Here is a 13663-nt window from a genome sequence, read left to right as displayed (position 1 = left end):
TTAAAATTATGAACAATCCATTACTGCAGAACTCAGCATTACCGTTGTTTTCACAAATCAAACCTGAACATGTGGAACCGGCCATCGATCAGCTGCTGGCCGACGCCCGCACCATTGTCGAGCAACACCTTCAGGCGGCCACCGAGTACACCTGGGAAAACCTGGTTGAACCGATTGAAGACGCTGAAGATCGCCTGAGCAAGGCCTGGTCTCCGGTCAGCCATATGAATTCGGTCGTCAACAGCGATGCCCTGCGCGAAGCGTATAACGCCTGCCTGCCCAAACTCAGCGAATATTCGACTGAAATGGGCCAAAACGAAAAACTGTTTAACGCCTATCAGGCCATTGCCGACAGCGAAGCGTATACTGCGCTGGATAGCGCACAACAAAAAATCATCCAGAACGCGCTAAGGGATTTCAGATTATCCGGGATTGATCTCGATGCCGGAAAGAAGCAACGCTATAAAGAAATCAGCCAGGAACTGTCACAGCTTGCCAGCAAGTACGAAGAAAACCTGATGGATGCGACCAATGCCTGGACCAAGCTGATCAGAGACGAAGATGACCTGGCCGGTCTGCCCGAATCCGCGCTGGCGGGAGCCCGGCAAACCGCTGAAAGCCATAATGAAGAAGGCTGGATGATCACGCTGCAGTTTCCTTCCTATATCGCAGTCATGACTTATGCCGACAACCGGGAATTGCGCCGTGAACATTATGAGGCTTTTGCCACGCGCGCATCAGACCAAGGCCCGCATGCCGGTCTTTATGACAACAGCGAAATCATGGAAAAAACCCTGGCCTTGCGTCATGAAAAAGCCCTGTTGCTGGGCTTTAATAATTATGCCGAACTGTCTTTAGCCAAGAAAATGGCCGATAAACCCGATGATGTAATCGGCTTCCTGGAAGACTTGGCCGACCGGTCCTGGCGCCAGGCGCGCAAAGATCTGGTGGAATTGCGCCAGTTTGCCAGGCAACACTACGGCATCGGCGACCTGCATCCCTGGGATATCAGCTATTACTCGGAAAAAATGCGCCAGCATTATTACCAGCTGTCCCAGGAAGAAGTGAAGGCCTACTTCCCCATCACTCGCGTTTTGCCCGGTCTGTTTGCCGTCGTTGAAAAGCTGTTCGGCCTGAGTATCAGCGAAATTACCGGCTTTGACAGCTGGCATCCCGATGTCCGTTTCTTCGAGATCCACGACCAGCACGGCCAATTGCGCGGCCAGTTTTATACCGATCTTTATGCGCGCCCGAAAAAACGCGGCGGCGCTTGGATGGATGACTGCGTGAGCCGCAAGAAAACCGGCGATCGCATTCAGACGCCGGTCGCCTATTTGACCTGCAACTTTACCCCGCCCGCCGGCAATGATCCTGCGTTATTGACGCACGACGAAGTCACGACCCTGTTCCATGAATTCGGCCATGGCCTGCACCACATGCTCACGCAGATCGATCATTTAGGCGTATCGGGCATCAACGGCGTCGAATGGGACGCGGTCGAACTGCCCAGCCAGTTCATGGAAAACTGGTGCTGGGAAAAAGAAGCCCTGGACCTGATTTCCGGCCATTATCAGACCGGCGAGCCGCTGCCTGAAGAACTGTTCAACAAAATGCTGGCCGCCAGAAACTTCCAGTCCGGCATGATGATGGTCAGACAGCTCGAATTCAGCCTGTTCGATTTCAGAATCCACCGGGATTACGACCCTAAAAAAGGCGGCCGCATTTACCAGACACTGGAACAGGTCAGAGATATGGTCGCCGTTATCAAGCCGCCCAGATTTAACCGTTTTGCGCACAGCTTCTCGCATATTTTCGCCGGCGGTTATGCCGCCGGTTACTACAGCTATAAATGGGCGGAAGTGCTGTCCAGCGACGCTTTCTCCCTATTCGAGGAAAAAGGCATTTTTGATCAGGAAACCGGCCGCTCGTTCCTGACGAATGTTCTCGAAAAAGGCGGTAGTGAAAATGCCATGGACCTGTTCGTGCGCTTCCGCGGCCGCAAACCGGCCATCGATGCGTTACTGCGGCACAACGGCATAGCGGCATGAAGTACAGAGACCTGCGCGACTTTATCAGGCAACTGGAAAAACAGGGTGAGCTGAAGCGAATCACGATGCCTGTCGATCCCTGTCTGGAAATGACCGAGATCTGCGACCGCACCCTGAAGCAGGGCGGCCCGGCGCTGTTGTTCGAATACCCGACAGGCTCCAACATTCCGGTTCTGGCCAACCTGTTCGGCACGCCGCGCCGCGTCGCCATGGGCATGGGTGCCGAATCGGTCGCGGAACTGCGCGGCATCGGCGAACTGCTGGCTTATTTAAAGGAGCCGGAGCCGCCTAAGGGCATGAAAGACGCCATGGAAAAGATTCCGGTTTTCAAGCAGGTGCTGAATATGGCGCCCAAGCTGATCAAGGAGCCGCCCTGCCAGGAACTGGTGCGCGAAGGCGACGCAATCGATCTGGGCGACTATCCGATTCAGACCTGCTGGCCTGATGATGCCGGCCCCTTGATCACCTGGCCGCTGGTCATCACCAAAGGTCCGAATAAAGACCGGCAGAACCTGGGCATTTACCGCCAGCAGGTCATCGGCAAAAACAAGGTCATCATGCGCTGGCTGGCGCATCGCGGCGGCGCCCTGGATTTCAGAGAGTGGCAACAGGCCCATCCCGGCCAGCCTTTCCCGGTTGCCGTAGCCCTGGGCGCGGACCCGGCTACGATACTGGCCGCCGTCACGCCGATTCCCGACACCCTGTCCGAATACGCATTCGCGGGCCTGTTGCGGGGCAGCAAGACGGAAGTAGCCAAGTGCCTAACCAGTGACTTGCAAGTTCCGGCCAGCGCCGAGATCGTTCTGGAGGGCTTTATCTATCCCGGAGAGACAGCGCCTGAAGGTCCGTTCGGCGATCACACCGGCTATTACAACGAGGTCGATGAGTTTCCAGTCTTCACGATTGAACGCATCACCCAGCGTCAGGCGCCTATCTATCACAGCACCTATACGGGCCGGCCGCCTGATGAACCCGCCATCCTGGGCGTGGCGCTGAATGAAGTCTTCGTGCCGATATTGCAAAAACAGTTCCCGGAAATTGTTGACTTTTACCTGCCGCCGGAGGGCTGTTCCTACCGCATGGCCGTCATCAGCATGAAAAAACAATATGCCGGCCATGCCAAACGCGTCATGCTCGGCACCTGGTCGTTCCTACGCCAGTTCATGTACACCAAATTCGTCATCGTCGTCGACGACGATGTCGACGTGCGCAATTGGCAGGATGTGATCTGGGCCATAACTACGCGCATGGACCCGGCTCGCGATCTGACGATACTGGAGAACACGCCCATCGATTACCTTGACTTCGCCTCGCCGGTATCAGGACTGGGTTCCAAAGTCGGTTTTGACGCGACCAACAAATGGCCAGGGGAAACCACCAGGGAATGGGGGCGTCCCATTGCAATGTCCCAGAATGTCATTAAAAAAGTGGACGAGATCTGGGACTCTCTATTTTAAATAGCCCAACCATTCCTGAACATCGGGTTCAAGCGGTTTTTATTTTTCATCTGCACCGCTGCCGCAGCGGTGCAGACTCCGGACAATCTTTTTAAACACTCACAAAATTGTCAGGCAGCGCATTTTATGGTAATAAGATAGCGTCTCTGTGAGAGTTTGTCTCTGCTATCGTTTAGCCAATAGTCCTGAGTTCAAGGACTGCATCAAGTCTAGCCCTGTTGTTTATTCGTACCATTTTTAAAGTTTAAATGGACAGCTCTGTGGGTAGAGCTTGGGAAGGAAAAACTGAATAATTTGTGGAGAACGACATGAATGAGAAGTCTCCCGCTCGTGGAGTGAAAGACAAAAACGCCAGCGAAGCCCGTATACCTGGTCTGGATGCCTTGCGAGGCATGGCCGCGGTTGGTGTGGCAATCTTCCACTTCCATTATTTCTTCGATGCCGGCCCCAACTTCCTGATACTCCAGCCCATTTATAATGGCGCTCATTTTTTTGTCGAGCTGTTTTTTGTGTTATCGGGGTTCCTGCTGGTTCAGGTTTATGCTCATATTCGCAGCTACCGGGAACTGGCGGTACGCCGCATTGCCAGATTATTTCCCTTGCAGTGGTTGAGCCTGCTGCTGGTAATGATCGGGCAGTACTGCTATGCCCAGGTCCATGGCAAGCCGTTTATTTATGAGATCAACGACAGCTACCACTTCGTGCTTAATCTTCTGCTCCTGCAGCAGGTAGGCCTGCAAGAGGGCTTTTCGTTCAACGGCCCTTCATGGTCCATTTCCGCGGAATGGGCGATTAATCTGGTCTTCTTTGCCCTGCTGCTGCGGCCCCGACTGCTCGTGCCGGCTTCCATTGTATTAGCCCTTCTCAGCGTCATACTGTTATCGGCTGGCGCGGGCGACATCGCTCGGCTGACGATCTTGTTCGGATTCCTGGATACAGGATTGCTGCGTGTCGGCTTCGGCTTTTTTGTCGGGGTACTCGCCGCGAAGCTCGTCACCCGGTTCTGTACACCCGGACGAATGAGTTTAAGCTGGGACGGCATTACCTTGATTTGCCTCACCGTTTTCATAGGGTTTCTCGGATCAGTCGAGATCAACCACAACCTATACGCGCAAATTCCTGTGGTCGGTGTGCTGATGCCTTTGCTTGTTATCGCATGTTCCAAAGGGCGGCTTTTCTCGACAGTGCTTTCAACGAGGCCTCTGACCTGGCTGGGCGATATTTCCTACGCCGTCTACTTATTGCATTTTCCGATTCAGATACTGATCTTCGGATTTCGCAAATCGCTGCCGGTTCCCCTCAATTCAGGGGAAGCCATACTGGGCTATGTGTTGCTGCTACTGGCCGTATCGCATCTGGTATTTACCTATTTTGAACGTCCGTCGCAAAAATTCATTCGTGCCCGATTAAGAGTTCGCACGCCGGCCGTTCCAATATCGGAGCCTTATAAAACCATACCGAACGATGAGGTCGATGCCGTCGTTTCCGGAGCGGCCGAACGATGAAAACATTCCGTATCTGTGCCGCTCCTGTTCTTAGAACGTGGTTAATGATCGCCGTCCTCGCCTGCTGGCCGTTTTATGTACAAGGCGCTGATGTCGTCGATCTTTTCATTCTTGCCGGTCAAAGCAACATGCAGGGTTACATGGGCGATGCCTCGAAGTTTCCACCGGGTTCATCGATCACCGATCTTTCCATCCCGTTTTATTATGTCGAACCGGCCATGGACGGGCATGATCTGGCGCCAAAACCGAGCGCAGTTTCCGAAACCCGGCCCATATCCGCAGCAGCTAAATCAATTGCAAAAGCCAAACAACTATGGAGCGATTTTCGACGCGGCTCGGCTCGATTGTTAGAGTGGCCGCCCGCACCAGTGCCGCGGCTGCAATGGACTTATCTCGGGCCGCAGTGGGGTCGATTCCCCGGCGGCCATTTCGGACCGGAAGTCAGTTTTGCCAGAAAACTTTTGGAGGATGGACTTCATCCCGCCATATTCAAATATTCCAAAGAATCGACCAGCCTGACCGACGATTGGAAAGGACCGGGAGAAGGAGGGTTGTACGATGATTTCCTGAAAACCCTGCGCAGAGCAATAAGCGACCTGAATCACGCCGGCTACTCGGTCAAGATTCGAGGTCTGGTTTGGATTCAAGGGGAAAATGATGCCTTAACGGAAGAAGCGGCTGATCGGTACTTCAACCGGCTACAAGCCATTATCCGCGATTTGCGTCAGGAAATATTGACAAACCGAACGCCTGTCATTCTAGGCGCTGACGAGATGCATCCACATATGGCACTGCGGCCGCAAGTGAAAGCCGCCCAAGAAGCCATGGCCAAGGCCGAACCATGCGTCATTCGATCTTCCATGCAAGGCCTGAAAAAAGCCGATTTCACGCATTTGACGCCCGAAAGTCTTGTTGATCATGGACTTCGGCTTTATCGCAGCTATCGGCGGATAGCCGCGGACTGTTCTTCTTCTCCGAGGTGAATGGGCAAACCCCAAGTTGACCAGGTTGCAATCCTTTTTATTTAGGAGACAGTGTCAATCCGACTAACGATTTCGCTGGAAGCCAGTTCCAGGCCGAATTTGTAACATTCGCTGGCTTTATCTGTCTCCCCGCGGGCAAACAGCAAATCGCCCAGCAGTTGGTAAGCCCGGACAGTCGGTTCGATGGTAATACTGTAACTGAGATACTTCTCGGCTTTTTCGGTATCGTCACATCTGAGACTTAATTTACCTAGAGTCAATTGTAAAATCGCGTCACCCGCATGCGTCGTGAGCCATTGCTCCGCCGTTTCAAGCTGTTTGAATGCATCAGAAGACTGTATGTCGCCAAACAAGACCAGCAGGGTTTGATCCCAGCTTGTCGACAGGATTTTAACCAGTTCATCCTCAACCTGAGCACCGGCGCCGGCTTCAATCATGGCGGCAAAATAGATCGCCGGTATGCCGTGCATGCTCTTGATATGATCGGGAATTTCCGACCAAAGCGACTCAATTTCCTTGATATCGCCAGTTTCGGCCACCTGCTTTAATAATTCACTGTAAGCCTCGGTCTCGAGCAATTTTATCTCGGCCTCCATCAGCACTTTATTATTATTCAACGACGGAATCAGTTTTCGAATACCTTCCCAATCACCTATGTGCTGATAAGTCTGATGCAATAATTTCAGCACACTGGCATGCGTCGGATCTATAGAATGTAGGCGGGTCAGGGTTTCCAGTGCTTGTTCAAACTGATTCCCCGACAAGTGCAGTTCCGCCTGGGTCAAGCCGATCGCGACATCGGAACCGGGGGCCTGATCCGCGGCCTTTCTTAAATATTCGTCTCTTTTATCATAGGCGCCACGCGATTGCGCGGCTTTTGCCGCGGTCAAGTAATGCAGCAACGGCGCACCGCTATTCGAGGCATGTTTGATTAATACTTTTTCGGCCTTTTCCCAATTACCTTCGGCCGAATCTACCAGGCCTGCAATCAAGGCTTCTTGGGAACGGTTGAATTTAATGTTTTTTGTACGCGCTTTGACTTGCCCCGGCAGTCTGAGCAGCCAGCCCAGAAACCTAAAGACCAAATAGAGTATGAAAAAGCCAACGATCAGGCTGACTAAAAAAACAACCAAGGTGGTCTCCATGGACCACTGACCAATGCCGATCAGCACATAACCGGGATTTTCAAAGCCCCCCAGCCATTGATTGACCAATAAAGCGGCGGCAATCGTAATTAACAGAGCCCCCAAAAAGAAAAGTATATTTTTCTTCATTACAGACTCTCTATCATTGCGCGGCAGGTGCGGGAGCCGGCGCTACTGCCGGTTCTGGTTCCTGCGGGGGAACGGGTTCTGGTGTGGCTGCCGGTTTCTGGGCCGATGGCGCTGGCGCTACTGCCGGCTCAGGTCCGCGCGCGGGAGCCGGCTGCGGTACCGCTTCAGAAGGCGGCATCGCCTTGTCGGTTTCCAGCCTGAGTTTGACAATATCCCTGAGCATTTTCAGTGATTGACTGATATCTGGAAATTGGCTTTGGATCTGAATTCCCTTCAGTCTGTCCAGTTCGGCAATAAAACTTTTTGCTTCCGGATTCTGCATAAAATGTTGCTCCGTCCATTTTTTTGTATCCGCCAGACCGGCCTGATAAAGCGGTTCATTGTGCTGAACCAGCGCAACCTTGACCGTTTCTAGCTTTAGCTTTAACTGCTCTTTGATGAACTGAGCTTCTTCCTGGGTCAATATCGCTTTGATCGGCTGTTCGGTATGCCGGATCGTGACAATCTCTTCCAATTCGCTCAGCGCGGAATCGAGCAAATCTTTTTCTTCCAGGCTTTCTTCAGCCGGTTTTTCGGGCTTTTGGGGAGGTGTCGGCGTTTTGCCGGCATGCGGTAAATACAAGGTCAACCTGTCTATCTGGTCAATCTGGGACTGAATTGATGAGTAAATGCCAACAATATCGGGAACTTCGATTCTGTTAAGTGCGGCAAGATCCCTGGCGATCTGCTCACGTACCTTGAACACCGCCGCATCACCGCTTTCCCGCAAGCGCTGGTCGGCTGCTTCCAGGGCCGCGCGCGTGGTATTTACATCTCCCACCAAATGCAAACGCTCGCTGGCCGTGCTCAGTAAATATTCGGCGTCGGCAATCAACCAGTCGCCGCGCGTCTTGCCGAGTTGCCGCTGCACCTGCTGAATGGCACTATTGAGCTCTTTGCGGGTACTGTCGAGTTTTTCGTTATGCAGACGGGAAAAATCCTCTAGCGTTTTGGTATAATGCGCATCCTTGCCGGCAATACTGGCTTCCAGGGTTGCCAGTTGCGACTGTACTGCGGATAATTGCGATTGATATCCGCTGATCTGTTTCGACAGCTCAATCAGATGCATATCGCCCTTGTTTACTTCCCCGCCTAAACTGGTCTGTTCCTCACGCAATTGCGTAAATAGGATGAATCCGGCGCCAGCCACCCCGAAAATGATGAGCAAAATAATGATACCAAACCAGAATCCGCTACGAGACCGGTGAACTTTAGTATTCTCGCTCACGTTCTGTTCCTGTTTTTTACTCAATTCGGCCACACTATTCCCCATTACATACTATTGTTACTGTCTCTAGAATTTCTGTGTCAGCAGGATTTTCCGTCACAGTAATCCGTTTAAACCCCATCTCCGCAGCCAATTGCCTGATTCTATCGCTCACCACTACCAAGGGGATCGGCAATAACAGCTGATGATTTTCTTCGCCCAGCATGATTAATAAATTCCGCAATGCTTCACCGCTGGTGACGGTGATAACATCCAGACGGCGCTGGACAAGTAATTGGACTACCTGTGACTTATCAATACTGGGAATCGTTCTTTTGTAAACTTCCAGATACTGAACCTCTGCCCCTCTGCCACGCAGGATATTGGCCAGTTCCTCCCGCCCGCCTTCTCCCCGCACGATCAAACAGGCCTGTCCCTTGACTTGTTGCATTTGCGGCATGGCCAACAATGCTTCACTGGTATAGCCTTGTTCAGGCACCACATCGACAGCCATTCCGGCTGTTTCCAATGCCCGGGCGGTTGCCTGCCCCACAACGGCAAAACGCACGGTCTTTAATCGATCTATTTTGCCATCATTCGCTTTCAGTGCAAAATTTACTGCATTTGCGCTAATAAAAACAACCCACTGGAATTTTTCGAGGTTTTTTAACGTATTCCTGACTTCGCCGATATTGTCGCGCGAGACGATATCGAGCACCGGAAAACGAATGGCCTCGCCGCCATGCTCTTGAATTAAACGGCTTAAATTTTCTGCCTGATGGGCCGGCCGCGTGACTAAAATCCGCGCACCGTTTAATTGCTTGATCAATGGAACAACTCTTGCAAAATTTTATCCGCGCCACAGGCCAATAAATCTTCCGCGATCGAGCATCCGATAACTTCGGCCTGATCCGGAGTACCTGATTGCGCGGTGCGGTAAATCACCGTGCCGTCGGGGCTGCCGACCAATCCGCGCATGACCAGCAGATTGCCTTGCAACTGCGCAAAACCGGCGATCGGTACCTGGCAGCCGCCATTCAAACGCGCATTCATCGCTCTTTCGGCACTGACGCAAATTTCGGTATCGTGATCATGCAGGGCTCTCAACATCGCGTTGACTTCGCTATCATCGGCGCGGCATTCTATACCGATAGCGCCTTGCCCTATGGCCGGCAGACTGATGTCGGGGTCGAGGCATTCCGCGATACGGTCAGCCATGCCCAGCCGTTTCAGCCCCGCCGATGCCAGGATAATGGCATCAAATTCACCGGCATCGAGTTTCGCCAGCCGAGTATTGACATTGCCTCTCAGCGATATTATTTCCGCCTCGGGGTAGCGCTCTTTTACCTGACATTGCCTGCGCAGGCTGGACGTGCCGATTCTGGCATTAGCCGGCAAATCCAGCAATGACGCATAGCGGTTCGACACGAAGGCATCGGTCGGGTCTTCCCGCGTTAAAATAGCCGCCAGATGCAACCCTTCCGGAAACTCTACCGGCACATCCTTCATCGAATGCACGGCAATATCGGCTGTTCCCTCCAGCATGCCCTGCTCCAGTTCCTTGACGAACAAACCCTTGCCGCCGACTTTGGCCAGAGGCGCATCCAGGAATTTATCACCGCGCGTGGTCAGTTTTACCAGTTCGGTTTTCAGGCCAGGAAAAGCCTGCTCCAAACGTTTTGCAACATGTTCTGCCTGCCACACCGCCAAAGGACTCTTGCGCGTGGCTATACGAATAATTTTTTCAGCCAAAATAAACCCTTCATTTTGAATATAAATTGCACATTGTACTCCCATTAACGCAATGGCGTCTTATTGGCCTTAAATTCTTTAAAACAACTGCGCACTTTCGCGGCCAACCGGCGGCTGACTATCAGTTTCTCGTCAATGCCCAGGCATTGAATCGACAACCGCCCATCCAATTGTCTCTGCAGGACCTCAATATGGCGCAGGGAAACCAGCGTATTGCGATGTATCCGGATAAATAGCCCAGCGAATTCGTCTTCCAGCGCTTTTAACGGCTCATCCAGCAAATAGGCTTTTTCTGGCGTTTTGACGATGACATATTTTTGGTCGGCCTGAAAAAACACAACATCTTTAATCGGAACCAGATGCAAGCCCGCCTGCACCTGTACGCAAAGATGAGAACGCGCCGAGTTTTCGGGCAGCCATTGCTTTAGATCGTCCCATTTTGCACGATTGAACACCTGCGCTTTCTGCAGGGCGTTAAGCAGGCGCTCCTTGCGAATCGGTTTTAATAAATAGTCGATCGCATTCGCGTCAAAAGCCTGCAGCGCATGTTCATCATAGGCGGTGGTAAAAATAATGGCCGGCGGAGATTTTATTTTCGCCACCTCCCGCGCGACGCTCAATCCGTCCATATCCGGCATTCTGACATCCAGCAGCAGAATATCGGCCCCGGTCTCCTGCCATTTCTGTAATGCCACGCGACCGTTTTCGGCCTCCGCAACGATCTGGACATCCTCAGTAGTTATTTCGTTGATCAGGCTTTTCAAACGCAGCCTAGCCAGCTTCTCATCATCGGCGATTAAAATTTTCATGATTTGATTTGATAAGGAATCATTATATCCACGTAATAGCTTCCTTCTTTCCTATAGCGTTTGACATGGCCGTTGCCCGCAAAACACCCCGCTATTCTGGCCGCCAGGTTATCCATTGCCACCTGATTGCCCTTACGCTGCCGGTAAGCGCCTTCAGGCGGCAGCGTATTTCTCACCGACAGCACAATCCCGCCAAGGCCCCATGCGCCCCTGATGACAATTTCGCCACCCTTCGGATCGGGTTCCACACCGTGATAGACCGCATTTTCAACCACCGGCTGTAAGCTCAGCGGCGGCAGCAGCGCATCCCGAGGCAGGTCGTCAATATCCCAGCTGACTTTTAAACGTTCATCCAGGCGATGAAACTCGATCGCCAGATACAGGTTCACCAGCTTGATTTCCTCGTCCACGCTGATCAAGCGGGCCTGATCGACCCGCATGCTGGCACGGATCAGTTCCGCCAGGTCCTCTATCAACTCTTCAGCCAATCCGGGCTGAATCCGGGTCAAACTGGCAATGGTATTTAAACTGTTAAACAGAAAATGCGGCCTCATCCTTGCCTGCAGCGCATCCAGGCTGGCGGCGGCCTGCGCTTCAACCTGACGTTGCCATTGATGCAGGACGAACAGATAGCGCAACACAGCCAATGAGACCAGGCTGCTGATACCTACCGTACGCCAGTAAAATTCGGTTTTGTGCGCCGGACTTACCAATGGCAATAAAAGATTCGCCTTCGGCAGCGCATCAACCACCAGCCAACAAACCAGAACGCTGATCAATTGGATGATGCTAAACGCCGCCAGCCCGGCAAAAAAGTCGCTGCCGCGCGCCAGTCTTTTCCCCAGCCAGCACAAGGCGGCCGCGCTCATCAGGGCGATCCACAGCGCGAGCAAAGACCTGATCCCGAATTCGGACAAAAAACCCAACGCCGAGGTATCTGCCGCCAGCGTCAGTAAAAACGCCAGCAATTCGGCCAGAAAGAATACGACCAACAGCATCCTGACCGAGCAAAAATCCGGTAAAAAATTCATCTCTGCTTTTAAATTCATCAACAACAGTTTAGTTGTATAATCTGGCATTTTCAGTTAACCGCATTAAAAAAACGCCATGACTACAGTTAATTCCGACAAACTTTCCAGTGCTCGTTTCGCCGAAGCGACCGATGCCTTTGTTGAGGTGTTTACCGCTTCGGTGGACTTTGACCGGCGCATGGCGGAGCAGGATATACAAGGCTCCATCGCGCACGCCACCATGCTCTGCAAGATCGGCATTCTGACCGAGCAGGAACGCGACGACATCATCGGCGGCCTGACCCGGATCGGGCAGGAAATCAGGGAGGGCAAGTTTGCCTGGTCGATCAAGCAGGAAGACGTGCACATGAACATCGAGGCGAGGCTGACCGACCTGATCGGCATCGCCGGCAAGAAATTGCATACGGGCCGCTCCCGCAACGACCAGGTTGCGACCGATATCCGCCTTTACCTGCGCAGTGAGATCAGCAACATCAGCGTCCAGCTTACGCGCCTGCAAACCGCCATTCTCGATCTGGCCGAACAAGAAGCCGATACCATCATGCCCGGCTTCACGCATCTGCAGGTCGCTCAGCCGGTCACTTTCGGCCACCACCTGATGGCCTGGTTCGAAATGCTCAGCCGCGACCATGAAAGACTGCGGGACTGCGGCAAGCGTCTCAACATCATGCCCCTGGGCGCCGCGGCGCTGGCCGGCACCAGTTACCCGATCGATCGTCAGATGACATCTGACCTGCTCGGCTTCAACCGCCCGTCGGCCAACTCGCTCGATTCGGTCAGCGACCGCGATTTCGCGATCGAATTCACCGCGGCCGGCAGCCTGATCATGATGCACCTGTCGCGTTTTTCCGAGGAATTGGTCCTATGGTCCAGCGCCCAATTCGACTTCATCGACATTCCCGATGCCTTCTGCACCGGCTCGTCGATTATGCCGCAGAAGAAAAACCCCGACGTGCCCGAACTGGTGCGCGGTAAATCCGGGCGCGTCGCCGGCCATTTGATGTCGCTGCTGATGCTGATGAAAAGCCAGCCGCTGGCCTACAACAAGGATAACCAGGAAGACAAGGAACCGCTGTTCGACACGGCCGACACCCTGATCAACTGCCTGCGCGCTTTTGCCGACATGGTGCCGCATCTCGTTGCCAAAAGGCAGAATATGTACAATTCGGCCAAGCGCGGCTTCGCCACGGCCACCGACCTGGCCGATTATCTGGTGCGCAAGGGCATGGCTTTCCGCGATGCGCATGAAGTGGTAGGACAGGCCGTGCGCCTGGGCCTTGACAGCAACCGTGATCTATCGGAGCTCTCGCTGGCGGAGTTGCAGCAGTTTTCAGCCATGATCACGGCCGATGTATTCGAGGTGTTGACGCTGGAAGGCTCGGTCGCGGCCCGCAAACATATCGGCGGCACGGCGCCTGAAACCGTAAGGCAGGCCATCCAGGCCGCGCGCCAAAGCATGCCGGCCGCCTGATAGCGCCCAGTTTCAAGACGCAAGGCCCGCTCGCGCTTTGCGCCTTGACTCACCGGTGTTAATACCGGACTGATAATCAGTGTTCAT

Annotated in this window: 11 protein-coding genes; 5 read left to right on the top strand and 6 right to left on the bottom strand. The window is 53.2% G+C overall.

What is annotated here, in order from left to right; translation table 11 throughout:
* Nucleotides 1-8 precede the first annotated feature (8 nt).
* The 4 genes from prlC to METMA_RS0110905 all read left to right on the top strand — a co-directional run bounded on the left by prlC (nt 9) and on the right by METMA_RS0110905 (nt 5993).
* Nucleotides 9-2048 (top strand): oligopeptidase A, encoded by a 2040-nt coding sequence (gene prlC / locus METMA_RS0110920; RefSeq protein ID WP_020159133.1) that lies wholly within the window; start codon nt 9-11, stop codon nt 2046-2048.
* A complete protein-coding gene (ubiD, locus tag METMA_RS0110915) occupies nt 2045-3505 on the top strand; it encodes a 4-hydroxy-3-polyprenylbenzoate decarboxylase (RefSeq protein WP_020159132.1) in 1461 nt (486 codons plus the stop codon). Before prlC ends, ubiD begins: the two co-directional genes overlap by 4 nt.
* Nucleotides 3506-3813: 308 nt before the next feature.
* Nucleotides 3814-5010, top strand: a complete 1197-nt coding sequence (locus METMA_RS0110910; protein WP_084254116.1) for an acyltransferase family protein — start codon at nt 3814-3816, stop codon at nt 5008-5010.
* Nucleotides 5007-5993, top strand: a complete 987-nt coding sequence (locus METMA_RS0110905; RefSeq protein ID WP_084254115.1) for a sialate O-acetylesterase — start codon at nt 5007-5009, stop codon at nt 5991-5993. Before METMA_RS0110910 ends, METMA_RS0110905 begins: the two co-directional genes overlap by 4 nt.
* Before the next feature lie 41 nt (nt 5994-6034).
* Here METMA_RS0110905 and METMA_RS0110900 read toward each other — a convergent pair whose 3' ends face one another.
* The 6 genes from METMA_RS0110900 to METMA_RS24445 are packed head-to-tail and all read right to left on the bottom strand — an operon-like array spanning nt 6035 to nt 12153.
* On the bottom strand, nt 6035-7267 hold the full coding sequence (locus METMA_RS0110900) for a heme biosynthesis HemY N-terminal domain-containing protein (protein WP_020159129.1): 1233 nt from the start codon (nt 7265-7267) through the stop codon (nt 6035-6037).
* 13 nt (nt 7268-7280) lie between these two features.
* Nucleotides 7281-8579: a uroporphyrinogen-III C-methyltransferase gene (locus METMA_RS0110895; protein WP_020159128.1), complete on the bottom strand. Its 1299-nt coding sequence runs from the start codon at nt 8577-8579 to the stop codon at nt 7281-7283.
* Entirely contained in the window at nt 8569-9342 is a 774-nt protein-coding gene (locus METMA_RS0110890) for a uroporphyrinogen-III synthase (protein WP_020159127.1), read from the bottom strand. The genes METMA_RS0110895 and METMA_RS0110890 overlap by 11 nt, the downstream gene beginning before the upstream one ends.
* A complete protein-coding gene (gene hemC / locus METMA_RS0110885; protein ID WP_020159126.1) occupies nt 9339-10310 on the bottom strand; it encodes a hydroxymethylbilane synthase in 972 nt (323 codons plus the stop codon). The genes METMA_RS0110890 and hemC overlap by 4 nt, the downstream gene beginning before the upstream one ends.
* Entirely contained in the window at nt 10310-11074 is a 765-nt protein-coding gene (locus METMA_RS0110880) for a LytR/AlgR family response regulator transcription factor (RefSeq protein WP_020159125.1), read from the bottom strand. Before METMA_RS0110880 ends, hemC begins: the two co-directional genes overlap by 1 nt.
* Nucleotides 11071-12153, bottom strand: coding sequence for a sensor histidine kinase (locus METMA_RS24445; RefSeq protein WP_051114341.1), 1083 nt, complete (start codon nt 12151-12153; stop codon nt 11071-11073). Before METMA_RS24445 ends, METMA_RS0110880 begins: the two co-directional genes overlap by 4 nt.
* A 28-nt stretch (nt 12154-12181) precedes the next feature.
* On the opposite strand from METMA_RS24445, the gene argH reads away from it, so the two are divergent.
* The gene (argH, locus tag METMA_RS0110870; RefSeq protein ID WP_020159123.1) at nt 12182-13576 is read left to right on the top strand and encodes an argininosuccinate lyase; all 1395 of its coding nucleotides are present in this window, start codon (nt 12182-12184) and stop codon (nt 13574-13576) included.
* Nucleotides 13577-13663 lie beyond the last annotated feature (87 nt).

The sequence above is a fragment of the Methylobacter marinus A45 genome, from assembly GCF_000383855.1.
Classification (GTDB): domain Bacteria; phylum Pseudomonadota; class Gammaproteobacteria; order Methylococcales; family Methylomonadaceae; genus Methylobacter; species Methylobacter marinus.
Note: the sequence above shows the minus strand (reverse complement) of the source record. Positions and strands in the feature narration are given on the sequence as shown.